This is a genomic window from Bacteroidota bacterium (genome assembly GCA_038746285.1).
GTDB lineage: Bacteria > Bacteroidota > Rhodothermia > Rhodothermales > JANQRZ01 > JANQRZ01.
The window spans coordinates 1-22499 of sequence record JBCDKT010000014.1 but is presented as its reverse complement, the minus strand read 5'-3'; the positions used below and the strand labels follow the sequence as shown (position 1 = coordinate 22499).

The following is a 22499-nucleotide window of genomic DNA, read 5'->3' as shown; positions in this document are numbered from 1 at the left end:
CGCCCCTTCTGCTCGCTGCCCTCTGCCTTCTGCTCGCTGAACCGCCGTGTCCAACCTTCCCGCTCCGGCCCCACCGCCCGCGCCGCCGACGTTCCGCGTCGGGACCGACATGGTGGTCGCCGGCAGCGTCGTGTTCGTACTGTTCGTGCTCGTCGTGCCGCTGCCGGGGTTCCTGCTGGACCTCCTGCTGGCGACCAACATCGCGATCAGCCTCGCGGTGCTGCTGACGGCGTTCTACGCCAACCGGCCGCTCGACTTCGCCATCTTCCCGGGCCTGCTCCTGATGACGACGCTCTTCCGGCTGTCGCTCAACGTGGCGAGCACGCGGCTGATCCTGAGCGAGGCCAAGGCCGGCGCGCTCATCGCCGCCTTCGGCGACTTCGTCGTGGCCGGCAACTTCGTCGTCGGCGGGATCGTCTTCCTGGTCCTCGTCCTCATCAACTTCGTCGTCATCACGAAGGGGTCGGGGCGCATCGCCGAGGTCGGGGCGCGCTTCACGCTCGACGCGCTCCCCGGCAAGCAGATGGCGATCGACGCCGACCTCAACGCCGGGCTGATCGGCGAGGCCGAGGCGCGGCAGCGCCGCGAGGACGTCTCGCGCGAGGCCGACTTCTACGGCGCGATGGACGGGGCCTCGAAGTTCGTCCGGGGCGACGCCATCGCCGGCCTCATCATCACCGCCGTCAACATCATCGGCGGCCTCCTGATCGGTGCGGCGCAGTACGGGATGACGCTCAGCGAGGCCGCGCAGACGTTCACGCTCCTCTCGATTGGCGACGGCCTCGTCAGCCAGATTCCGGCCCTCCTGATCTCGACCGCGGCGGGGATCATCGTCAGCCGCGCCTCGGGCGAGGGCAACCTCGCGGGCGAACTCAAGGGCCAGCTCTTCACGAAGTCGCAGCCGATCCTGCTGACCGGCGGCTTCCTCGTGCTCCTCGGACTGATGCCGGGGCTCCCGCTGCTCCCGTTCTGGATGCTCGCCGGCGGGACGCTCCTGCTCGGCAAGTCGCGGAGCGAGGCGGAGCACGCCGAAGCCATCGAGGTCCACGAGGCCGAACTGCGCGAGGCCGCCGCCGCCGAGGCCGATACGGAAACCGCCCCGGCCGACCTCCTCCTCGTCGACCCGCTCGAACTGGAGATCGGCTACTCGCTGATCTCGGTCGTCGACCCGAACCAGCAGGGCGACCTCCTGGAGCGCGTCAAGATGCTCCGGCACCAGCTCGCGGTCGAGCTCGGGGTCGTGATCCCGCCCGTCCGCATCCGCGACAACGTCGGGGTCGGGGCCAACACCTACGTCATCAAGCTGCGCGGCAACGCGATCGCCGAGGGCGAGGTGATGCCGGGCTACCACCTCGCGCTGTTGCCCGACGACGCGAGCGGCGTACCGCCGGGCGTCCGCTGCGAGGACCCGACGTTCGGCCTCCCCGCCGTGTGGGTGGCCGAGCGCAACCTGGGCGAAGCCGAGCGGCTCGGCCTGACCGTGGTCGAGGCCGCCGCCGTCATCACGACGCACCTCCTCGAAGTGCTCCGCGGGCACGCCTACAAACTCCTCGACCGCCAGGAGACGAAGAAGCTGATCGACAAGGTGAAGGAGACCGCCCCGGCGCTCGTCGAGGAGCTCGTGCCGAACGTGCTCTCGGTCGGCGACGTGCGGCGGGTGCTCGCCCGCCTCCTCCAGGAGCGCATCCCGATCCGCGACCTCGTCACGATCCTTGAAGCCCTCGCCGACTACGCCCCGCAGACCAAGAATCTCGACGTGCTCACCGAGTACGTCCGCGCCGCGCTGGCCCCGACGATCACACAGCAGTTTGCCCAGGACGGGAGCGTCCACTGCTTCGTCCTCGACCCGGTCTTGGAACAGCACTTGTTGGACCAGGCAGAAGCTGGCACGCTCAACCCGAACACCCTCGGCCTCGACCCCGGCCGCGCCGAGACGTTCGTCGCCGAAGCGAGCCGGCTCACGAAGGCGCTGCTCGGGCATGGCTACCCGCCGGTCCTGCTCACCTCGCCGGTGCTCCGCGCGGCCCTCTTCGGGTTCCTCTCGCCCATGCTCTCGGACCTCACCGTGCTCTCCTACAATGACCTCGTCCCCGACGCTGCCGTGGACGTGGACGACCAGCTCAAGATCGTCTGACGGAGCTCCTGGCTTTTAGCTCTTAGCTATTGGCTACCAGCAGGATAGAACGCAACTACCAGCTAACAGCCACCAGCCCGTAGCTATGAACATCAAGACCCTGACCGGCTCCAGCATCCAGTCCGCGCTCGCCGAGGCGCGCCGCCTGCTCGGGGACGAGGTGCTGCTGCTGGAGTCCGTCGCGGCGACCGAGTCCGAGCCGGCGCGCGTCACGGTGATGGTGGACAGCGTGGCCGCCGTCCCGCATGCAGCGCCCGCCGCCGAGCCCGCCCCAGCCGTCGCTGAGCCGGTAGGCTACGGCTATGGCGCGCAGGCCGCCTTCGTGCAAGCGGAAAAACCTGCCGCTGCCGCGACCGCACTTTCTTCCGCGCCGCCCCCTCCGGCACGCCCCCTGTTCGAGCCCGAACCGGTCGCTCCCGTTACCGATTTCGCGGCTATTGCGTCGCTCCTCGACGGGCGGTTCGGAGACCTCCTCGACCGGCTGCGCGCCTTCGACGCTGACCGGCCCGGACTCGGCCGGCAGTGGCTCGTCCACCCGCTCTACGGCGACCTCCTCGCCTCCGGCCTCCGGCCCGACACGGCCGACCGGCTCTTTCAGGCCGTCGCCCAGCGCGGCTTCCGCGCCGCCGACCGCAGCCCGCAGATGCTCGGCGAGATGCGGTGGGCGCTGATGCAAGAGCTGCGCGAACTCCTCCACCGCCCCGCCGCCTCGCACGACACGGCGGGCACGCTCGTCCTCCTCGGGCCGAGCGGGGCCGGCAAGACCTCGCTCCTGCTCAAGCTTGCCCTCCACCCGAGCTTCTACGGGCGGCGCCGGACCGCGGCCCTCGTCCTCGTTCCCGAGCATACCGACCACCTCCACCAGAGTCCGACCGACCTCTACCGCCGCCACGGACTTCCGGTCCAGACCGCGCGCACGCCCGACGAGGTCCGCCAGGCCCTCGCCCGCACCGCCGCCTTCGACCAGGTCCTCGTCGATACGCCCTCGCTCCCGGCGAACCCGCGTCTGGCTCGGCAGGGGACGATGTGGCTGAACGATCTCCTCAGCGAGGTCGACGCGTTCGACGTGCACCTCGTCCTCGACGCGACGCGGGCGCTCGAAGGCTTCGACGACGCCTACCTGCGCAGCCTCACCCTTCGCCCGACAGCCGCCTCGCTCACCCGGCTCGACGAGACCCGGGGCTGGGGGCGCGTGGCCGAGTGGCTGCTCGCGCTCAGCCTGCCGGTGCAGTTCGTCTCGACGAGCCCGCGCCTGGCCGACGGCGTGCGGACGTTCACGCCGGGCTGGTTCGTCGAGCAGATCGCGGACGGCCGGGCCGCCGAGACCGGAGGGCTGACCGCATGGAGCTAGTCCGACCCAAAGGCCCGACCACGATTGCCATCGTCAGCGGGAAAGGCGGCGTCGGCAAGAGCGTAGTCGCCGTCAACCTCGCCGAGACGCTCGCCGAGACGGGGGCCCGCGTAGCGCTCGTGGACGTCGACTTCGGGCAGGGCGCATGCGCGGTCCTCGTCAACGAGACGCCGGCCTCGACCGTCTACGAGTGGTCGAAGCGGCGTGGGCCGGTGGCCGACCTCTGCCTCCGCACCGCTGCCGGCGTGACACTCGTCCAGGGTGCGGCCGGTCCCCTCCCGCTCCGCGAAACCGCCTCCCTGCTGGCCGACCTCGACCGGGTCGTGACCGCGCTCCGGGCGAACCACGACTACGTCCTCCTCGACGCGCCCGCTGGGCTCGACGGCCCCGTCCGGTGGGCGCTCGACGCGGCCGACCTCGGTCTGCTCGTCCTCGCGGGCGAGCCGACGGCTGTGGCCGACGCCTACCGCCTCGCTCGGCTCGTCTGGGAGAGCGACCCTGGCTACGCGCTCTGCGCCGTCGTCAACCTGGCCGACACCGAGGACGACGCCCGGAGCGTGAGCGAGCGCTTCGGGGCCATCACCGAGCGCTTCACCGGGCGCTGCCCGGACTACCTCGGCTGGGTGCCCTACGCGGCCGAGATGCGCCGCGCCGTTCGGGCGCAGACGCCGGCCGTCCGTGCGCCCGGCTCGATGCGCCAGGCCTTCGGCGCGGTCGCGGCCGCCCTCGGTGAGCGGCAGAGCGAGCGCTTCCCCCTCGGCCTCTGAGCCTGTCCTATGCGATCTCTCCTCCTCCAGGTCAGCAGCATCAGCGCGCTGCTCGTGCTGCTGAGCCAGCTCTGGCGCTACGCCTCGCTCGAGCGCGCCCTCGTGGTCACCCTCGTGGCCGGCGGGGCCGTCTACGCGGTCCTGCTCGTGGGCCGCACCGTCACCCGGTACCTCGTGGCGGCGAGCGAGGACGCGCCCCCGCCCACCCCTGAACCCGCCACCCCGCCGCCCGACCCGACCTCGTCCACGAACGCTACCTCCTGACTATGAAGGCGGACGACCTCCAGACGCACGCACTACGCTACACCTCCGACCCGACGCCGCGCCACCGCGAGGCGGTCGTGCTGGCGGCCCTGCCGCTGGTGCGCTCGCTCGTCGGCAAGCTGACGCTGCCCAACCACCCGCTCGCGTCGTGGGACGACCTCGAAGGGGCGGGCCTGCTCGGGCTGATGCAGGCGCTCGACAGCTACGACCCCGAGCGTGGCGCGCAGTTCTCGACCCACGCCTACCGCCGCGTGCAGGGGGCGCTCGTGGACTACCTCCGGTCCATCGACGTGCTCTCGCGCGACAAGCGCCAGCTCATGGCCGAGGCCCAGCGCGCCCTCGGTACGCTCGCCCAGATGCTCGGCGGCGAGCCCAGCGACGAGGACGTGGCCGACTACCTCGGCATCACGCTGGCCGACTACCAGAACCTGCTCTCCGAGGCGCAGCACCGGTTCACGCTGTCGATGGACCAGCCGATCGGCGAGGAGCAGGGGCAGCGCATCGGCGACACGATCACCCTGGACGCTGCCCTCGAAGGGTTCGAGGCCGTCGAGGCCCGGTCCGAGCTGGCTGCGCTCGAAAAGATCATCCCGGCGCTGCCCGAGCGCGAGCGCACGATCCTGGCGCTCTACTACATCGAGGACCTCACGCTGCGCGAGGTCGGCGAGATCCTCGGCGTCAGCGACGCGCGCATCTCGCAGATCCTGGGCAAGACGCTGCTCAAGCTGCGCAACCTCCTCACCGCGACCCAGCCACCGGGCACGATGCGCCCCGCCGCCTGACGCGGCCTACCGGTTGCTGCGGCTGACGGCACCGTTGTAGGGGCGTAGCATGCTACGCCCCTACGAGCACCGGGTAAGAAGCGAGAGGCTTACGGGGTGCGCGCCGGGATCGTCCCGTCGGCGTCCGAGATCACGATCTCGACGCGGCGGTTCTGCTGGCGGCCGGCGTTCGAGGCGTTGTCCGCCACCGGGTAGGCCTCGCCGAAGCCCTGGGTGCGGATGCGCGTTCCGGCGATGCCCGCCTCGACGAGCGAGGCGCGCACCGCGTCGGCGCGGCGCTGCGACAGGCCGAGGTTCATCGACTCGGAGCCGACGCTGTCGGTGAAGCCCTCGATCATCACGTTGCGCTCGGGGTTCTCGTTGAGGAACGTGACGAGGGCGGCCGTGGTGCGGGCCGCGCCCGGCTTGAGCGTCGCCTGCCCCGTGTCGAAGAGCACGTCGCCGAGGGTGAGGACGAGGCCGCGCTTGGTCAGTTCGGCTTCGAGCTCGTTGACCTGGGCGGCGAGCTCGTTGGCGCGGGCGAGGGCGGCTTCGGCTTCGGCGCGGGCGGCCTCGGCGCGCATCCGCTCCGCGGCGGCGCGGCGCTCGGCGGCGGCGGCCTCGGCGGCGCGAGCTTCGAGCACGACCGCCTGCCGCTCGTTGCGGACGTTCTCGATCTCCTTCTCGGCGGCGCGCTGCTTCGCCTTCTCCTCGGCGATGCGGACCCGCTGGTGCGCGAGGTAGGCGTAGTGGTTCACGTCGTCGGTGCCCTCTTTGGCCTCCCACACCGAGACGGCGCGGCGCAGGGCCTCCTCGGCCTCCTGCAGCGCTACCGGCGCGTTGGAGACGATGGTCGGGTCGTTGGAGGCGTCGGTGTAGGCCTGGCGGGCGTCGGCGAGGGCGGGGTTGGCCGCGGGCGGCCCACCGCACCCGGCGACGAGCAGCGCGCTCAGGGCGAGGGCGGGGAGGAAACAGAATCGGGGCATGGCGAAAGAAGTCAGGGTGGGGGAAGCAGAGCGGAGACGCTGCGCGCTCACCGGTCGCCGGTCCGGCGGCTGCGGTTGATCTCCTCGCGGAGCACGCGGATGCTCTCGCGGAGTTCGTCCACGGCCGCCATCGCGGTAGCCGAGCGCGCCCTCGCCTCGGCGAGTTCGGCGTCCACCTGGGCCTGGTCGGCGAGGTAGCGCGCCTGCCCGTAGTCCTCCCGCTCGACGGCCTGCTCGGCCTGGTCGAGCTTCTGGCGGGCGTTGCGCAGCGCGAGCGGGGCGGCCTCGCTCGCGCCGGACTCGTCGGCCTCCGCGATGGCGTTCTGCGCCGTGGAAAGGTTGGGCGGCGGCAGCTTGCTCCCGGCGCAACCGGCGGTGACAAGGGCGAGCGCGAGGACGAGACTCGGCACAGAGCGGGCGGGGTGTTTCACAGTGAGACCTCGTAGGATGAGCGGTAAGAGGGGCAGTGGGAATATACGGAGGCGGGCTTCAGGAGCGGAGGATCGGAAGAGCGGAGGATCGGAAGAGCGGAGGATCGGAAGAGCGGAGGATTCTGGGAGTCAGCGCTGAGCCTGGCTTCCGCTCTTCCCCGCCCTATCCGGCCAGGCCGCGCAGCACGTCGGCGTCGAGGCGGTGCTCGCCGTCGAAGCGGACGGACTCGAACGGGACTTGGGCCTCGCGCAGCCGGCGCTCCTGCTCCGCGATGCGCTCCGGCGTGGCGTACGTGTCCGCGTCTCCAACCACGAGCGTGAGCCCGACGCGCCGCAGCCAAGCGCCGTGCTCATCCAGGTCGAGGTCGTGCGGGAGCACCGAGCCCCAGAGGACGAGCCGGTCGGCCGGCGGATCGCCGAGCATGGGGCTGCGGGCGAGCCACCGGGTGACGGTCGCCCCGCCCTGCGAGAAGCCGAGGGCCACGAGCCGAACCCGAGGTCGGCGCGCCCGGGTCAGCACGTCGGTGTGGACCGTGTCCAGGAGGCGCACGTAGTCCTCGATCTCATCCTCCCGCGCCTCGCGCGTCATCCACGACGCCCCGACGTACTTATGGTCGACCCCGTAGAAGCGGGACAGCCCTTCGGGAGCCACGACCAGGCGATGCGGAGCCTCGACCGCCCGGAAAGACCGGAGGAAGTAGGGCGCTAGTTGCCCGTAGCCGTGGCACACCATCCATACCTCGTCCACCGGATCCGACGGCTCGCCGAGCGTGCAGTAGCGCGCGGTGCGGTAGACCGAGAGCGTGTGCTCCTGCATGGCGCGCGCGCCGCGTCAGGTCGTGGTGACGGTCTCGCCGTTGAGCGCGTGCCCGTTGTAGACCGCGCTGGGCGCGCGGAACAGGCCGCGGTCGTTGATGTGCCCGGCGTAGCGCCCCAGGAGCTTCACCTGGTCGCTGCGGACGTGCTCCTCGTCACCGTCGAGGTACTGGAGGCAGAGCCCGTCTGACTCGTGGTAGACGCGGCAGAGCGCCACTGTCCCTTCGCAGATCACGGTCGACACATGCCCGTCGCCGATGCTTCCTTCCTGGAGCAGCAGGTAGCCACCGGCTATGTCGTCGAGCCCGCGCACCAGGTGTCCGTTGGTAGCCACGGCGAAGGTCCTGTCGAGGCCGGGGAAGAGGTCCTTGAGCGTGATCTCGTCGATGCTGAGGCTGACCTTGAACTCCTCGTCCTCGAGCACGCCCTGGACCGGGAAGCCGCCGGGGTTCAGGCCTGCGCGCTGCCCGAGGAGCCGGTAGCCGTTCTGGTCGCGCGTGAGGTAGCCTTTCTTAGCGAGGGCCTGGAGGTTCTGCGTAACGGAGTTGGGGGAGCGATACCCAAACTCCTCAACGATCTCGCGGTACGTTGGCCAGACCTTCTGCCGGCGTACGTGGTCGGCGAGGAACTGGAGAAAGGTGTGCTGCTTGGAGGTGAGTTGCTTGCGGCTCATGATGGATGAGGGGTTTCAGAAGGGCCTAAGCCTGAGCAACGCTTGACTCCGCAAACTAACCGAGCGCCTGTCTATAAGTCAAGCCCCGATCCTTACCAACCTGATTATGTCACAACATAACGCACACGAGGACAGCCCCCCGGTGTTTATCCGGTCGTACCGGATACGCTCACCCAGGCGTACCCGCGCGCCCATGATGGGGCCTTCCCCTAGCGTTCCGCCCTGGGCTCCACGCCGCTAGCCTGGGTGCCCGGCAGGCAACGGCAGAGCACCTACCGGACGTGCTCGCTGTCAGCGCGCCCTACGCCGGAGGCGCGCTCGGCGGCGGGGTGAGTTGCCCTGCCACCTTTCGGACCCGGTCGGGGTAGGCCTCCTCGACGTGGTAGCGCAGGTAGGCGTCGACGAGCCGCTGGACCTCATCGCGGAGGTCTGCCGAGAGCGCCATCCGCATGGCCGTAGCGAGGTCGGCGCGGGCGAAGACGGCGAAGGCGCGGAGGGCTTGCCGCCCCACCCGCGCCCCGGCCTTCGGGGCGGCGGCAAGCGGGAGGACGGCCCCGGTGTCGAGCGCGAGGACGCCGCCCTCGTCGGGGAGCGCGAGCACGTCGCCCCGCTGCACGTCCGGCGCGAACCCAAGCACCGTCGCCATGCGGAGTTGGAAGTGCGGGAGCACGTTCGCAGCGCGCTCCGCGGCCCCGTCGAGTTCGAGGAGCGCTTGCACGAGGAGCGTGAAGAGGAGCGGGTTCTCCTCCTGGTCCTCAGTCAGCGCCCGCACGAGTTCGACGAGGCGGAGGCCGACGGTGATCTTCTCGATGTCCGCCGCGACGCCGTGGAGCACCTGGACGTGTGCGCTCTCCTTGAGGGTCTGGAGGCCGCGCCCCGGCTTGTAGTAGTAGACGACCTGCACGTACCCCATCGGCTGGAGCGCCGAGCCGAAGCGGGACTTGGGCCGCCGCGCCCCCTTCGCCATGACGGTGACCTGCCCGTGCCGCCGCGTGAAGAGCGTGACGATCAGGCTCGTCTCGCCGTACTCGATGGCGCGGAGCACGACAGCGTCGGTGCGAACAATCATGAGGAGTCAGGGCGAGGGTTCTGGGCCGGGTGACAGGCAATCGTAGGGGCGAGGCATGCCTCGCCCGGGTCGCTGCGCCTCGCCCGAAACTACCTGGCTTCGCTGCCAGCGGTCCGTCACGGTCAACGCCCCGGCCGCGCCCTGGTGCCGAAAAAGTCAGCGCGGGGGTTATGGATTGCCGCGCCCAGCGTCTAGACCACTGTCCGGGCCGCCGTCTCACTCCCCCGCTTCTCCGCGATGCCTTCGCTCTACCGCCTCCAGCAGCGCCTCGCCATCACCGCCCCCGAGGCCGCCGCGCTCCTCTTCGTCGCGGGCGTGCTCCTCGCCGGCCTGGGCGTCCGCTACTACCAGAACCACACGGTCCCTTATGCGCCCGACTACTACGCCGCCCTCGACGCCGCCCTCGACGCGCGGGCCGTCGCGCTTCGCACCGGCAGCGACACGGCGGCTGTCGCAGCCTCCGATTCTATCCGGGCGAAGGACGTAGCCCCGCACGCGGCGTTGCCTGTCGTAGCGGCCTCGGCGTGGGCCTCCCGTTCGGCACGGCGGAGCGCGTTGGGGCCCGTGCGGATGAACCTCAACACTGCCTCCGAGCGCTTGCTCCAGCGCCTGCCCGGCATCGGCCCTGCCCTTGCCGGGCGGATCACTACTTACCGCAGCCAGCACGGGGACTTCGCCCAGCCGGGGCACCTCGTCCGTGTCAAAGGCATCGGCCCGAAGACGTTCGAGAAGCTGGAGCCGTACCTGTTTGTCGCCGACGGTGAGGAGTAGGGTCAGCGGCGCGGCGTGACCTCGGGCGGATCGGGCGGCTCTCCGTGCGGACCGAGGCTGCCGTCGCCGCGCGGCCCGCGGCGGGCGATCTCGCCGGGCGTCCACGAGCGGCTCGACTCCTCCTCGCGGTTGATGAACCGGTAGACGGGGAAGAGCAAGATGAAGGCCAGAAAGAAGAAGCCGAGGGTGGCTCCGGCGATGACCCAGTAGACGTTGTCGAGGTCGCTCAGCTCCACGAGAAAGGAGATAGGTGACGAGGGTGGGGACAGTACCTTCTGTCCACCGTCTTCTGTCTACTGTCATCCGGCATGATCGTTCTCGTCATCAACTGCGGCTCCTCGTCCCTCAAGTTCGACGTGCTCGACGTGGAAGAGCGGGTCACGCTGGCCGAGGGGCAGGTCGAGCGCATCGGCGCGGTGTCGTCGCTGGTCTCGTTCAGGATCGGGGACGGCAAGAAGCAGCGGCGGGCGCTCCAGGCGGCCGACCACGGCGAGGCGCTGCGCTTCGTGATGAAGGCGCTCTTCGAGGGCGAGGGCAGGCTCGACGCGGCGGTCGAGGCCGTCGGGCACCGCGTGGTCCACGGCGGCGAGGACTTTGCCGACTCGGTCCTGATCGACGACGAGGTGATCGAGGCCATCCGCGACGCCTTCGACCTGGCGCCGCTCCACAACCCGGCCAACCTGCGTGGCATCCGGGCGGCGCAGGCCGCGCTGCCGGACGTGCCGCACGTCGCCGTCTTCGACACGGCCTTCCACCAGACGCTCCCCGCGCACGCCTACCTCTACGCCATCCCGAACCGGCTCTACCGCCGCCACAAGATCCGGCGCTACGGCTTCCACGGCACCAGCCACTACTACGTCAGCCGCACGCTCTACCGGCTCGCCGGCATCGAGAAGACCAACAGCCGCGTCATCACCGCCCACCTCGGCAATGGCTGCTCGGTGTGCGCCATCCGCGACGGGCAGAGCGTGGACACCTCGATGGGCATGACGCCGCTCGCGGGCCTCGTGATGGGCACCCGCTGCGGCACGCTCGACCCGAGCATCGTCTTCGACCTCGTCGAGAAGGAGGAGCTGACCCTCGCCGAGGTCCACACGCTCCTCAACAAGTACAGCGGGCTGCTCGGGCTCTCGGGCTACGCCGCCGACATGCGCGACCTCCTGGCCGAGGCCGCCGACGGCGACGTGCGCTGCCGCCAGGCGGTCGACGTGTTCTGCTACCGCGTCAAGGGCTTCGTCGGGCAGTACCTCGCCGCGCTCGGCGGGGCCGACGCGCTCGTCTTCACCGCCGGCATCGGGCAGCACAGCCCGGTGATCCGGGCGCAGATTTGCGCTGGCCTGGAGGGCCTCGGCATCGAGATCGACCCGGCGCGCAACGAAGCCGCCGTCGGCACGGAGTCGATCATTTCAACCGACGCCAGCACGGTCCAGGTCTGGACGATCCCCACGAACGAGGAACTGGTCATCGCCATCGACACTGGGAAAATCGCTGCCGCGCGTAGGCAAAACCCCTATGCCTGAGCCGGGCGCTGCGGTATCTTCCGGCCCCGCGTACCAAGCCCGACCGACCGATGCCCGACCCCTCCTCGAACGCGCAGCGCATGGGCGTGGCGATGCGCGAGAACTCGCCCTTCACCGCGCTGACCGAAGCGCTCGCCGACGCCGTCCTGATCGTCGCCGAGACCGGCGAGGTGCTCTACGCCAGCGAGCGCTTCAGCGACCTCCTCCGCTGGAAGCCGGCCGAGGTTGTCGGGACGGACTTCTTCGCCCTCTTCCACGAGGACGACCGCCCGATGCTGCCGGACCAGATGGCCGGCGGCGGCCTCGGCGTGCAGTGGACCGCCCGGATGCTGGACCGCGACGGCGGCACGCGCTGGATGAGCCTCGGCCTGCGCCAGCCCGAAGGCGCGAAGCCGGAGGGGACCTACGTCCTGGCGCGCCCGCTCGACACCCCGCCCGAGATCACCGACGCCGCCGTGCTCTTCCAGCGCGCCCTCGACGCGGCCAACAACCTCGTCGTCATCACCGACGCCCGGCGCAAGGACAACCCCATCATCTTCGCCAACGACTACTTTCTCGAAGTCACCGGCTACGAAGAAGACGAGGTCCTCGGCCGCAACTGCCGCTTCCTGCAGTTCCTCCCGGACGGCACGCGCGACGACCAGCCCGAGCGCTACCAGCTCCGCGATGCCCAGGACGCCGGCCGGCCGGCGACGGTTCTGATGCGGAACTACAGCAAGAGCGGCGACCTCTTCTGGAACGAACTCTACGTCACCCCCCTCTTCGACCCCGACGGGACCCTCACCCACTTCATCGGCGTCCAGAACAACGTCACGGACCGCGTCGAGGCGCAGGAGGACGTGCGCCGCCGCGGGGCGCTGCTTCAGTCGTTCTACGACAGCGCCCCGATGATGATGGGCGTCACGACGCTCAGCGAGGACGGCTCCGTCGTCCACCGGTCGGCTAATCAGACGGCGAGCCGGTTCTACGGCGTCGCCCCCGAAGCCGTCGAGGGCAAGACCGAGCGTGACCTGGGCTACACCGAGGGCGAGTCGGCGCGCTGGCAGGCGCACTACCGCGAGGCCCTCGCCTCGGGCAAGCCGGTCCGCTTCGATACGTGCTACCCCTGGGACGGCGACCCCCGAGGCGCGGACGTCCGCAACCTCACCGTTGCGCTCAATCACATCCCCGGCACCGGCCAGGGAGGGGACGGGCACGAAGGCAACGGCGACGAAGCCGACCTCCCGCTGTTCTCGTACGTCGTCCAGGACGTGACCGAGCAGCGCCGCACCGAGCGGGCGCGGGGAATGCTGGAGCAGGCCCTGGAGAGCACGACGACGCCGTTCCTCATCACCGACGCCGACCTCGACCGGCCCGGGCCGCGCGTGACCTACGTCAACCCGGCCTACACCGGGATGACCGGCTACCCGCGGGACGAGGTCGTCGGCCAGACGCCGCGCCTCACGCAGGGGGCCAAGACCGACCGCGCCCTCCTCGACCGGCTCCGCCGCCAGCTCGAAGCCGGCGAGGCCTTCCACGGCGAGACGGTCAACTACCGCAAGGACGGCTCGGAGTACGTCCTCAACTGGAGCATCCAGCCCATCCGCAACCCCGACGGCGAGATCACCCACTACGTGGCGACCCAGAACGACGTCACCCGCCGCCGCGAGCTCGAGCAGGAGGTCCTCGAGATCTCGGCCCGCGAGCAGGAGCGCATCGCCAGCGACCTCCACGACGGCCTCGGCCAGGTGCTCACCGGCGTCTCGTTCCTCACGGCGAGCGTCGAGAACCGCCTGCGCGAGCAGGGGTCGCCCCACCTCGAAGATGTCGCGCAGATCCGGTCCTACGTCGAGGAGGCCGTCGAGCAGGCGCGCGCCCTCGCCCACGGCCTCCACCCCGTCAGCACCGAGCCGGACGGCCTGATCAAAGCGCTCGCCTACCTCGCCGACACGGTCGAGGCCGCCTACGGCATCTCGTGCTCGTTCGTCTACAACCGCCCGGTCCTCGTGGCCGACCTCAACCAGGCGACCCACCTCTACCGCATCGCGCAGGAGGCGACGACGAACGCGGTCCGCCACGGCGAGGCGAGCGAGATCGCCCTCTCGCTCTACGACCTCGCCGCCGAGGCAGACCCTCACGCCGCCCCAGGCGAGGCCGTCCTCACCGTGTTCGACGACGGCCACGGGATCACCGACGCCGCGCTCGAGGAGAGCGACGGCATGGGCCTCCACACGATGCGCAACCGCGCCCGCCGCATCGGCGGGACGCTGGAGGTCGGGCGCCGGGGCGAGGGCGGGACGTACGTCCGCTGCCGGTTCACCCCGGAGGCGTAGCCGGGGCGAGAGGGTATACAGGGCGTGGAGGGTACGAAGGGCTCGGAGGGTAGAACCGACGAGGGGTAGCAGCGCGGCTGCACTCCATACTCTCCTTTCCCTCCTCGCCGAACGACCTCTCCCCGCCGAGCCACTCCTCCTCGCCGTACCTTTCCGGCTCCCTCCGCTTCTGCCTCTCCCCCATGAAAAACACCATTCGCATCGCCTCCGGCCAGGGCTTCTGGGGCGACCTCCAGCGCGCCCCCATCGACCAGGCGCGCGGCGGCCCCATCGACTACCTCGTCATGGACTACCTCGCCGAGGTCACCATGTCGATCCTCCAGAAGCAGAAGCTCCGCAACCCCGCCTTCGGCTACGCGCGCGACTTCGTCGAGGTGGTCACCGAACTGCTGCCGGACATCAAAGAAAAGGGGTTCACGATCGTCTCGAACGCGGGCGGCGTCAACCCCCTCGGCTGCCGCGACGCGATCCTGGCGAACGCAGCGGCGCGCGGCATCGCGGGCGTGCGCATCGCCGTCGTGACCGGCGACGACCTGCTCGGCGACCTCGACACGCTCCTCGCCGAAGGGGTCGAGCTGAAGCACATGGAGACGGGCGAGCCGCTTGCGCCGGTCCGCGACCAGATGGTGAGCGCCAACGCCTACCTCGGGGCCGGGCCGATCGTCGAAGCCCTCGCCGAGGGCGCGGACGTGGTCATCACCGGGCGCACGACCGACACCGGCCTCACGCTCGCCCCGATGATCCACGCCTTCGGCTGGGATCCAGCGGACTGGGACAAGATGGCCGCCGGGACGGTCGCCGGACACATCCTCGAGTGCGGCGCGCAGTCGTCGGGCGGCAACTTCACCGACTGGGACACGGTCCCCGACATGGCCCGGATCGGCTTCCCGATTGTCGAGGCCCGTCCCGACGGGACGTTTACCGTCACCAAGCACGACGGCACCGGCGGGCTCGTCTCCACCGCGACCGTCGCCGAGCAGCTCCTCTACGAGATCGGCGACCCGACCGACTACATCACCCCGGACTGCGTTGCCGACTTCACCTCGATCCACCTCGAGGCCGACGGCGAGAACCGCGTCCGCGTCCACGGCATCGCGGGCTCGGAGGACACCGCGTTCTACAAGGTCAGCGCCGCCTACGCCGACGGCTGGAAGGCATCGTCCACGCTCGTCTACGCCTGGCCCGACGCGGCCAAGAAAGCCCGCGCCGCCGCCGACATCCTCAAGGCCCGCCTTGACCGCCTCGGCCTGTCGTTCGAGGAGTACCGCGCCGAACTGATCGGCCTGAACGCGCTCACCGAGGACGACGACGCGCGCCGCGAGAACGACCTCGATGAGGTGATGCTCCGCGTCTCGGTCCGCGCGGCCGACCGCGCGCCCGTCGAGCAGTTCGGGCGCGAGATCGCCCCGCTGATCCTGACCGGACCGAGCGCCGTCACCGGCTTCGCCGGGGGCCGCCCGAAGCCGAGCGAGGTGATCGCCTACTGGCCCGCGCTGATCCCGAAGGACCGCGTAACGCCTGAGGTGACGGTCGTCGAAACGTGATAGGAACGGAAGCAAGGAAGAGCGGAAGCGGGGAAGACTGGCTCGGCGCTGAATCCTGAACCCTTCCGCTCTTCCCATCCCCCGCTCTTCCGATCCTGTAGCTGGATCACCCCTCGCGTCGGGGCGTTCGGGAGGGATGCCGTCCTCCGCGCACCCGCTCCGCCGTCTCAACTCCTACCTCTGGACGTACAAAGGCCTGATGATCCCGGGCCTGCTTGCCGCGCTCACCTCGGCGGCGTTTGCGATCATCGTCCCCATCGTCGTGCGCGAGGCCGTCGACGCGATCCCGCGGATGGTGACGGTCTACGCGCTCTACGCGGGCACCCCCGCCGAGGGCTTCCTGTGGCGCACCTTTGCCTACACGCTCGTCGTGATCGGGGCGGCCATCATCGGGCTCTCCGTCGTCAGCGGCGTGTTCTCGTTCTGGACGCGGCAGACGGTGATCGTCGCGAGCCGGCACATCGAGTTCGACCTTCGCAACCGGCTCTACGGCCACCTCCAGACGCTCTCGGCCGGGTTCTACCACCGGACTCCGACGGGCGACGTGCTGACGCGCGCCACGAGCGACATCGAGAAGATCCGCCGCTACGTCGGCCCGGCGATCATGTACGCCGTCCGCGCCGTCACGACGGTCGCCACGGTCCTCGTCGTGATGATGCTGATCTCGCCCGTCCTGACGCTGTGGGCGCTGCTCCCCATGCCGGTCCTGGCCGTCGCCATCTTCTTCGTCTCGAAGCTCGTCCACACCCGCACCGACGCGATGCAGCGGCAGTACTCGGCGCTCACGAGCCGGGTGCAGGAGGCGCTCGCGGGCATCCGCGTCGTGAAGGCCTACACGCGGGAGATTTTCGAGGCCGAGCGGTTCGAGGGCGAAAGCCGGGACTACAAGCGGCGGGCGCTCGACCTCGCGCTCGTCGACGCCGCCTTCCGGCCGGTCATGCAGATCCTCATCGGCGCGAGCACGATCCTCGTCGTCTGGGTCGGCGGGCGGCTCGTCGTCGAGGGTACGATCACGCTCGGCAACATCGCCGAGTACATCATCTACGTCGCCATCATGACGTGGCCGGTGGCGTCGTTCGGGTACGTGATCTCGCTCGTCCAGCAGGCGAGCGCCTCGGCCACCCGCCTCTTCGAAATTCTCGACACGCCGCCCGACGTACTCGACACCGAGCGGACCGACGCCGAGGTCGAGGCCATCGAGGGCCGGGTCACGTTCGAGGGCGTGCGCTACCGCTACACGCCGGGCGGCCCAGACGTGCTGCACGGCCTCTCGTTCGACGTTCCCGCCGGGTCGACCCTCGGCGTCGTCGGGCGGACGGGGGCCGGCAAGTCGACGCTCGTCGAGCTGATCCCGCGCCTGATCGAGCCGACTGAGGGCGTAGTCCGCGTGGACGGGCGCGACGTGCAGGCGATCCCGCTGGAGACGCTGCGCTCGAACATCGGCACCGTCCCGCAGGAGGTCTTCCTGTTCTCCGACTCGGTTGGCCACAACATCGCCTTCGGCGAGCTCGACGCGTCGCCGGCCGAGATCGAGCAGGCCGCCCTCGAAGCCGACCTCCTGGCCAACATCGACGCCTTCCCCGAAGGGTTCGGGACGCGCGTCGGCGAGCGCGGGATCACGCTCTCGGGCGGGCAGAAGCAGCGCACCGCGATCGCCCGCGCGCTCATCCGCGCCCCGCGCATCCTCATCTTCGACGACGCCCTCTCGGCCGTCGACACCCGCACCGAGGCCACGATCCTCGGCCACCTCCGAAGCCACTACGGCGAGCGCACGATCGTCGTCGTGAGCCACCGCATCTCGGCCGTGCAGGACGCCGACCAAATCCTCGTCCTCGACGACGGCCGGATCGCCGAGCGCGGCGACCACCGCACCCTCATCGAGCACGACGGCCTCTACGCCGACCTCTACCGGAAGCAGTTGCTGGAGGAAGAACTGGCTGGGGTAGTATGATCTGCCCCGACCCGTAGGGGCTTGATTAACCAAACCCCTACGCCACGGTCACCCATGTCGTATCGAACAGAACTCATCCCTCTCGGCACGGCGAGCGCGATCCCGGCGCACGGGCGACACCTCGCCGGGTGCGCGCTCCGGCGCGGAGGCCGCGTGCTGCTCTTCGACTGCGGCGAGGGCACGCAGTACCGGCTCCTCGAAGCCGGCGTCAAGCGCTCGCGCATCGAAGCCATCTTTCTCACCCATTTCCACGGCGACCACCTCTACGGCCTGCCGGGCATCCTCACGACGATGGCCCTCCTGGAGCGGACCGACCCGCTCACACTCGTCGGCCCGGCAGGGCTCCAGGGCATTCTCGAATCGCTGCCCGGGCTGAAAAACGGCTGGCTCCCGTTCGACGTCGACTACGTCGAACTCGGCGAAGGCTTCGGGCACGCGGTCGTGTACGAGACCGAGGACTTTACGGTCGAGGCGCGGCCCATCGACCACCGCGTCTTCGCTGCCGGCTTCCGGTTCGCCGAGCGCGCGCGGCCGGGCCGGGTGGACGCGGAGCGGGCCGCGGCGCTCGGGGTCGCCGGGCCCGACATCGGACGGCTCGTCCGGGGCGAGGCCGTGACGACGGCCGACGGGCGGACCGTCGAGCCGGCGGAGGTCGTCGGGCCGGAGCGGCCGGGGGCGGTCTTCGCCTACGTTCTCGACACGGCCCCGTGCCCCGGCGGGCGCGCCCTCGCCGACGGTGCCGACCTTCTCCTCCACGAGGCGACGTTTACCGAGGCCCACGCCGAGCGCGCCGCCGAGACCGGGCACTCGACCGCCCGGCAGGCCGCCGAGGTCGCCCGCGACGCCGGGGCGAAGCGGCTCCTGCTGACCCACTTCTCGGCGCGCTACGAGACCTCGGACGCGCTCGTAGCCGAGGCGCGCGCCGTCTTCCAGAACACGGATGCGGCTCGGGAATTAGAAACGGTCCGGCTGGTGCCGGGAGAAGAGAGAGGATAGACGATGGAGGAATAGAATCCATTCCCCATCCTCCATCTTCCATTCTCACCCAACGAAAGTATGGCGGAAGACACCGGTACCAACGGACAGGCCAGTGCCGAGGAGCGGGCCAGCGAAGCCACCGTGTACGACGGACGGCTCTTCCGCCGGATTATGTCGTTTCTCGGGCCGTACAAAGGCCGGGTACTCGTCGCCAGCGTGCTCGTCCTCGGGACAGCGTTCCTCGGGGCACTCCAGCCGAAGCTCGTCCAGCTCGCCATCGACAACCACATCGTCGAGGGCGACGTGCCGGGGCTGCTGCGGATCGTCGGGCTGCTCGCGCTCGTGCTCGTCGGGCAGGGGATCGCGTCGTTCGCCGGGGGCTACCTCACGCAGTGGGTCGGGCAGCAGGCGCTCTACGACCTCCGCACGCGCGTCTTCCGCCACATCCAGCGTCAGCCGCTCGGCTACTTCGACCGGACGCCCATCGGGCGGCTCATCACGCGGACGACGTCGGACATCGAGGCGCTGTCCGATCTGCTTTCGGCGGGCGTCGTCTCGATCCTCGGGAGCCTCTCGCAGCTCGTCTTCATCACCTACTTCATGTTCACGCTCAACGCGCGCCTCGCGCTCGTGGCGCTGGCGGTGATGCCGCTCATGTTCTGGGCGACGATGACCTTCCGCAGCCGGGTCCGCGTGGTCTACCGCGAGACGCGCGCCCAGATCAGCCGCCTGAACTCGTTCCTCCAGGAGCATGTGACCGGGATGCAGGTGGTCCAACTCTTCAACCGCGAGCGCGAGGAGATGCGCCGCTTCAGCGCCATCAACGACGCGCACCGCGAGGCGCAGGTCAAGGGCGTGTTCTACTACGCCCTCTTCTTCCCCGCCGTCGACATCATCGCGGCCCTCGCGCTCGCGCTCGTGATCTGGTTCGGCGGGACCGAGGCGATGCGGGCCACGCTGACGGTCGGCGTGCTGATCGCGTTCATCCAGTACGTCCGCCGCTTCTTCGAGCCCATCCGCAACCTGTCGGACCAGTACAACACGCTCCAGGGCGCGATGGCGGCTTCGGAGCGCGTCTTCGACGTGCTCGACCACGACGCCGCGCTCGCCGAGCCCGACGAGCCGACCGTCCTCGCCGAGTGCCGGGGCCGGATCGAGTTCGAGAACGTGTGGTTCGCCTACGAGACCCTGCCCGACTCCGACGAGCCGAACTGGGTGCTCCGCGACGTGTCGTTCACCGTCGAGCCCGGGCAGACCGTCGCGCTCGTGGGAGCGACGGGCTCGGGCAAGACGACAATCATCAACCTGCTGCTCCGGTTCTACGAAGTGCAACGCGGCACGATTCGCGTGGACGGTGTCCCGATCCGCGACCTCGCGCTCGCCGACCTCCGGCGGCACATCGGCCTCGTCCTCCAGGACGTGTTCCTCTTCTCCGGCTCCCTCGCCGACAACATCACGCTCGGCGACCCGGCCAAGAACCTCCAGGACGTGGCGCGCGCCGTCGACCTCGTCGGTGCCGACCGGTTCATCGGCATGCTGCCGGACGGGCTCGCGCACGAGATCGGCGAGCGCGGGGTGACGCTCTCGCACGGCCAGCGCCAGCTCGTCTCCTTCATCCGCGCGCTCGTCTACGACCCCGCGATCATCGTCCTGGACGAGGCGACGAGCTCGGTAGATACCGAGACCGAGGAGCTGGTGCAGACGGCGCTCGGGACACTGATGGACGGGCGGAGCGCGCTCGTCGTGGCCCACCGCCTCTCGACGATCCAGGACGCCGGGCAGATCCTGGTGATGCACAAAGGACAGGTCCGCGAGCGGGGGACGCATCAAGACCTCCTCGCTGCGGGCGGCCTCTACCGGCGGCTCTACGAACTCCAGTACGCCGACCAGGAGCACACTACAGCCTGAGTATATTCGCCCATGCTCCGCGACCGCATCACGATTGACCCTGCCATCTGCCACGGAAAGCCCTGCATCCGTGGGCTACGGTATCCCGTGGAGACGATCCTCGAACTGCTCAGCTCGGGGGTGAGCACGGACGACATTCTGGCCGGTTACGAGGACCTGGAGCGCGACGATGTGCTGGCCGCGCTGGACTACGCCGCACGGCTGAGCCAGACGAAGCGCGTGCAAGCGGTCCGGCTGTGAGATTCCTGATCGATGCTCAGCTTCCTCGCCGCCTAGCCTACCGCCTGCGCGAGGCCGGGCACGACGCCGTCCATACCCTCGACCTCCCGGAGGGCAACCGCACGACGGACGCAGAGATCAACCGGCGCTCCGTCGAGGAGAGGCGAGTCGCCGTGACGAAGGATGCTGATTTTGTAGACGCATTGCTTGTCCAGGACCTCCCGTTCAAGCTGCTGCTCATTTCGACGGGCAACATTGGCCTCGGTATCGACGGCGGCGGAGTCGGGAGTAGCTCGCATGATGAGCGAGGTGAGCGTGCAAGGAGGGACTCCCGAGGTAGCGACGCATCCGTTTTCTAACGGGGCGGCACGGCACGCCGGAGCACATAACACTGCTTTGGTTGTACCCTACACTCTTCCTAAGCCCTGCCCGCATGCTGCCTCTCTCGTCGCTCTGCCGCGCTGTCGCGCTCGCGGCCGTCCTGTCCGTTCCGGCCCTTGCCCAGCGCGACGCTGCGCCAGCCGGTGGGGCGTCCGTTTACACCACGCGGGAAGACTTCGACGTGGCCTGCGGGACGGCAGCGGTCTCGGGACGGGCTGCGGTAGACAACCTGTCGTTCGGCAGCGAGGGGCCGTTCCGGCTGATACTGAGCGCGCGCGGCTCCACCACCGTCGCGCCGGGCAGTTCGGCGAGGCTCAAGTACACCGTGACGAATCAGACAGCGCAGGCGCTGGAGGGCGGCCTGTTCTTCTACGCCGAGCGTGACAGTACTACCCTGCTGCAAGGCGCCATCCTGGAAGGCGCGTTCGCTCCGGGGCAAATCAGCAGGGTCTACCGGCAGGCCGTGCCCCGTGCCGCCCGACCCGGAGCCTACACGTATTTCCTCTGCATCGGCCCAGACATCGGCGCGCGCACTGCCTGCTCCGCCCCGCTCGCGGTCACCGTCATGGGCGCTGGCGCGGAATAGGGCTGCGGGCAGCCACCCGCTCTCTCCAGGGCACGGCCTCTATCATGCGCTTCTGGCGCATCCTGCATGCGCTTCTGGAGCATCCGTGTTGGAGAAGCGAAAATTAATTGGTCATGGCTAGCTTTTTGTCTTCTTTGTTCTTTCATTAGAGGCCTCTTCCGGAGTAGCACTCTGCTTCTCCGTCCTTCACCTTAAACCCCGTACCCGTTATGTCAAACACACTACGTGTTTTCCTTGTGACCGTGCTCTTCGCGATGGTCACTCCGTTCGCGCTCGCTCAGCAGCGCTCGGCCTCCCCCGAGCACCAGCTCTCGGCCAAGAGCGTCCCGTCGTCCATCGAGGTGCTCTCCGAGCGCGGCGGGGCTACCGTCTTCACCGATCGCGCCGCCTTCGAGGCCGCGTGCGGCATGCTCACGACAGAGGACTTTGAGGAAGCTAACCTTCCCTCGGGCGAGTTCGCGGCGATCAATGCCCCGCTGCCGCCAGCGGACGGTGTCATCTTCCAGCCTGGCGACATTGAGCCTGGGCTCATAGTCACGCTCGACAGCACGGGCGTGAACCCGGATACAGGAGACCCTGACGACCTCTTCGTCGCCCGCGACTTCTTCTCGGTCGGCGTTCAGGTTGGAAACAACACCATCTTCGATAAGCTCATCTACTCGTTCTCACCGGCCGTGGAGTGCGCGGGCTACGATGTGGACCTGAACCGGAACGGAGCTGAAACGACGCTCCGCGCCGTCGACGGTGGCGGCAACACGCTCGGCTCGGTTTCGATCACTGGCTTTGACCTGTTCTTCTTCGGTGTCATGTCCGACGTGCCAGTCGCGTCGCTCATTGCTGACGGCGACATCTCTGAGGAGTTCGTCGACGCAGATAACGCCTCGTACACCGCCATGATGACGGGTGACAACTTCGAGATCGACGCCGACCCCGAGTCGCAGACCGTCACCGCCCCCGGCACGGCCAACTTCACCTACACCGTGACCAACAACACCGCCTCGGCACAGTCCGGCGTGGTCTTCTACCAGGCCTTCCTCGGCTCCAACCCGGTCAGCCCGGTCGTCCAGGTACAGTCCG

At 69.5% G+C, this 22499-nt stretch carries 22 protein-coding genes; 16 read left to right on the top strand and 6 right to left on the bottom strand.

What is annotated here, in order from left to right; all coding sequences use genetic code 11:
• The first annotated feature begins 46 nt into the window (after nt 1-46).
• The 5 genes from flhA (at nt 47) to AAGI91_06425 (ending at nt 5298) form a co-directional block, all read left to right on the top strand.
• Nucleotides 47-2134, top strand: coding sequence for a flagellar biosynthesis protein FlhA (gene flhA / locus AAGI91_06445; protein ID MEM1042255.1), 2088 nt, complete (start codon nt 47-49; stop codon nt 2132-2134).
• A gap of 85 nt (nt 2135-2219) precedes the next feature.
• Nucleotides 2220-3485, top strand: a complete 1266-nt coding sequence (locus AAGI91_06440; protein ID MEM1042254.1) for a flagellar biosynthesis protein FlhF — start codon at nt 2220-2222, stop codon at nt 3483-3485.
• Nucleotides 3476-4252 carry an AAA family ATPase gene (locus AAGI91_06435; GenBank protein ID MEM1042253.1) on the top strand — a complete coding sequence of 259 codons (777 nt, stop codon included), beginning with the start codon at nt 3476-3478 and terminating at the stop codon, nt 4250-4252. The genes AAGI91_06440 and AAGI91_06435 overlap by 10 nt, the downstream gene beginning before the upstream one ends.
• A gap of 9 nt (nt 4253-4261) precedes the next feature.
• Nucleotides 4262-4516 carry a hypothetical protein gene (locus tag AAGI91_06430; protein ID MEM1042252.1) on the top strand — a complete coding sequence of 85 codons (255 nt, stop codon included), beginning with the start codon at nt 4262-4264 and terminating at the stop codon, nt 4514-4516.
• A 2-nt stretch (nt 4517-4518) separates the two neighbouring features.
• Nucleotides 4519-5298, top strand: coding sequence for a FliA/WhiG family RNA polymerase sigma factor (locus tag AAGI91_06425; protein MEM1042251.1), 780 nt, complete (start codon nt 4519-4521; stop codon nt 5296-5298).
• An 89-nt stretch (nt 5299-5387) separates the two neighbouring features.
• On the opposite strand, the gene AAGI91_06420 is transcribed toward AAGI91_06425, so the two are convergent.
• The 5 genes from AAGI91_06420 to recO form a co-directional block, all read right to left on the bottom strand.
• A complete protein-coding gene (locus tag AAGI91_06420; GenBank protein MEM1042250.1) occupies nt 5388-6263 on the bottom strand; it encodes an OmpA family protein in 876 nt (291 codons plus the stop codon).
• 47 nt (nt 6264-6310) lie between these two features.
• Complete coding sequence (locus AAGI91_06415; protein ID MEM1042249.1) at nt 6311-6694, bottom strand: DUF4398 domain-containing protein; 384 nt, start codon at nt 6692-6694, stop codon at nt 6311-6313.
• A gap of 163 nt (nt 6695-6857) precedes the next feature.
• On the bottom strand, nt 6858-7511 hold the full coding sequence (locus tag AAGI91_06410) for an esterase (GenBank protein ID MEM1042248.1): 654 nt from the start codon (nt 7509-7511) through the stop codon (nt 6858-6860).
• A gap of 15 nt (nt 7512-7526) precedes the next feature.
• The gene (locus tag AAGI91_06405; GenBank protein ID MEM1042247.1) at nt 7527-8183 is read right to left on the bottom strand and encodes a repressor LexA; all 657 of its coding nucleotides are present in this window, start codon (nt 8181-8183) and stop codon (nt 7527-7529) included.
• Nucleotides 8184-8484: 301 nt separating this feature from the next.
• Entirely contained in the window at nt 8485-9252 is a 768-nt protein-coding gene (gene recO, locus AAGI91_06400) for a DNA repair protein RecO (protein ID MEM1042246.1), read from the bottom strand.
• A 237-nt stretch (nt 9253-9489) separates the two neighbouring features.
• Between recO and AAGI91_06395 the strand changes: the two genes are divergently transcribed.
• Nucleotides 9490-10023, top strand: a complete 534-nt coding sequence (locus tag AAGI91_06395) for a helix-hairpin-helix domain-containing protein (protein MEM1042245.1) — start codon at nt 9490-9492, stop codon at nt 10021-10023.
• 2 nt (nt 10024-10025) lie between these two features.
• Here AAGI91_06395 and AAGI91_06390 read toward each other — a convergent pair whose 3' ends face one another.
• Nucleotides 10026-10259: a hypothetical protein gene (locus AAGI91_06390; GenBank protein ID MEM1042244.1), complete on the bottom strand. Its 234-nt coding sequence runs from the start codon at nt 10257-10259 to the stop codon at nt 10026-10028.
• Between the two features lie 72 nt (nt 10260-10331).
• On the opposite strand from AAGI91_06390, the gene AAGI91_06385 reads away from it, so the two are divergent.
• From AAGI91_06385 to AAGI91_06340, 10 genes are all read left to right on the top strand, one after another.
• Complete coding sequence (locus tag AAGI91_06385) at nt 10332-11543, top strand: acetate kinase (GenBank protein MEM1042243.1); 1212 nt, start codon at nt 10332-10334, stop codon at nt 11541-11543.
• Nucleotides 11544-11593: 50 nt separating this feature from the next.
• Nucleotides 11594-13855 (top strand): PAS domain S-box protein, encoded by a 2262-nt coding sequence (locus AAGI91_06380; protein MEM1042242.1) that lies wholly within the window; start codon nt 11594-11596, stop codon nt 13853-13855.
• Nucleotides 13856-14037: 182 nt separating this feature from the next.
• Nucleotides 14038-15399, top strand: coding sequence for an acyclic terpene utilization AtuA family protein (locus tag AAGI91_06375; GenBank protein ID MEM1042241.1), 1362 nt, complete (start codon nt 14038-14040; stop codon nt 15397-15399).
• A 136-nt stretch (nt 15400-15535) separates the two neighbouring features.
• Complete coding sequence (locus tag AAGI91_06370) at nt 15536-17350, top strand: ABC transporter ATP-binding protein (protein MEM1042240.1); 1815 nt, start codon at nt 15536-15538, stop codon at nt 17348-17350.
• 54 nt (nt 17351-17404) lie between these two features.
• The gene (gene rnz, locus AAGI91_06365; protein ID MEM1042239.1) at nt 17405-18346 is read left to right on the top strand and encodes a ribonuclease Z; all 942 of its coding nucleotides are present in this window, start codon (nt 17405-17407) and stop codon (nt 18344-18346) included.
• A 60-nt stretch (nt 18347-18406) separates the two neighbouring features.
• Nucleotides 18407-20236 carry an ABC transporter ATP-binding protein gene (locus AAGI91_06360; GenBank protein ID MEM1042238.1) on the top strand — a complete coding sequence of 610 codons (1830 nt, stop codon included), beginning with the start codon at nt 18407-18409 and terminating at the stop codon, nt 20234-20236.
• A gap of 12 nt (nt 20237-20248) precedes the next feature.
• A complete protein-coding gene (locus AAGI91_06355) occupies nt 20249-20476 on the top strand; it encodes a DUF433 domain-containing protein (GenBank protein ID MEM1042237.1) in 228 nt (75 codons plus the stop codon).
• Entirely contained in the window at nt 20473-20814 is a 342-nt protein-coding gene (locus AAGI91_06350; protein MEM1042236.1) for a DUF5615 family PIN-like protein, read from the top strand. The genes AAGI91_06355 and AAGI91_06350 overlap by 4 nt, the downstream gene beginning before the upstream one ends.
• 74 nt (nt 20815-20888) lie before the next feature.
• Nucleotides 20889-21422 carry a hypothetical protein gene (locus AAGI91_06345; protein ID MEM1042235.1) on the top strand — a complete coding sequence of 178 codons (534 nt, stop codon included), beginning with the start codon at nt 20889-20891 and terminating at the stop codon, nt 21420-21422.
• A gap of 236 nt (nt 21423-21658) precedes the next feature.
• Nucleotides 21659-22499: hypothetical protein (locus AAGI91_06340; GenBank protein ID MEM1042234.1), on the top strand; the 841-nt coding region annotated here is incomplete at its 3' end.

Bases quoted from the DNA above. Each gene is read 5' to 3' on its own strand.
- AAGI91_06375 (MEM1042241.1), top strand. From the start codon at position 14,038: ATGAAAAACACCATTCGCATCGCCTCCGGCCAGGGCTTCTGGGGCGAC.
- AAGI91_06405 (MEM1042247.1), bottom strand. From the start codon at position 8,183: ATGAGCCGCAAGCAACTCACCTCCAAGCAGCACACCTTTCTCCAGTTC.
- AAGI91_06425 (MEM1042251.1), top strand. From the start codon at position 4,519: ATGAAGGCGGACGACCTCCAGACGCACGCACTACGCTACACCTCCGAC.
- AAGI91_06360 (MEM1042238.1), top strand. From the start codon at position 18,407: ATGGCGGAAGACACCGGTACCAACGGACAGGCCAGTGCCGAGGAGCGG.
- AAGI91_06355 (MEM1042237.1), top strand. From the start codon at position 20,249: ATGCTCCGCGACCGCATCACGATTGACCCTGCCATCTGCCACGGAAAG.
- recO (MEM1042246.1), bottom strand. From the start codon at position 9,252: ATGATTGTTCGCACCGACGCTGTCGTGCTCCGCGCCATCGAGTACGGC.
- AAGI91_06435 (MEM1042253.1), top strand. From the start codon at position 3,476: ATGGAGCTAGTCCGACCCAAAGGCCCGACCACGATTGCCATCGTCAGC.
- AAGI91_06385 (MEM1042243.1), top strand. From the start codon at position 10,332: ATGATCGTTCTCGTCATCAACTGCGGCTCCTCGTCCCTCAAGTTCGAC.
- AAGI91_06430 (MEM1042252.1), top strand. From the start codon at position 4,262: ATGCGATCTCTCCTCCTCCAGGTCAGCAGCATCAGCGCGCTGCTCGTG.
- rnz (MEM1042239.1), top strand. From the start codon at position 17,405: ATGTCGTATCGAACAGAACTCATCCCTCTCGGCACGGCGAGCGCGATC.
- AAGI91_06345 (MEM1042235.1), top strand. From the start codon at position 20,889: ATGCTGCCTCTCTCGTCGCTCTGCCGCGCTGTCGCGCTCGCGGCCGTC.
- AAGI91_06420 (MEM1042250.1), bottom strand. From the start codon at position 6,263: ATGCCCCGATTCTGTTTCCTCCCCGCCCTCGCCCTGAGCGCGCTGCTC.
- AAGI91_06395 (MEM1042245.1), top strand. From the start codon at position 9,490: ATGCCTTCGCTCTACCGCCTCCAGCAGCGCCTCGCCATCACCGCCCCC.
- AAGI91_06440 (MEM1042254.1), top strand. From the start codon at position 2,220: ATGAACATCAAGACCCTGACCGGCTCCAGCATCCAGTCCGCGCTCGCC.
- AAGI91_06380 (MEM1042242.1), top strand. From the start codon at position 11,594: ATGCCCGACCCCTCCTCGAACGCGCAGCGCATGGGCGTGGCGATGCGC.
- AAGI91_06370 (MEM1042240.1), top strand. From the start codon at position 15,536: ATGCCGTCCTCCGCGCACCCGCTCCGCCGTCTCAACTCCTACCTCTGG.
- AAGI91_06410 (MEM1042248.1), bottom strand. From the start codon at position 7,511: ATGCAGGAGCACACGCTCTCGGTCTACCGCACCGCGCGCTACTGCACG.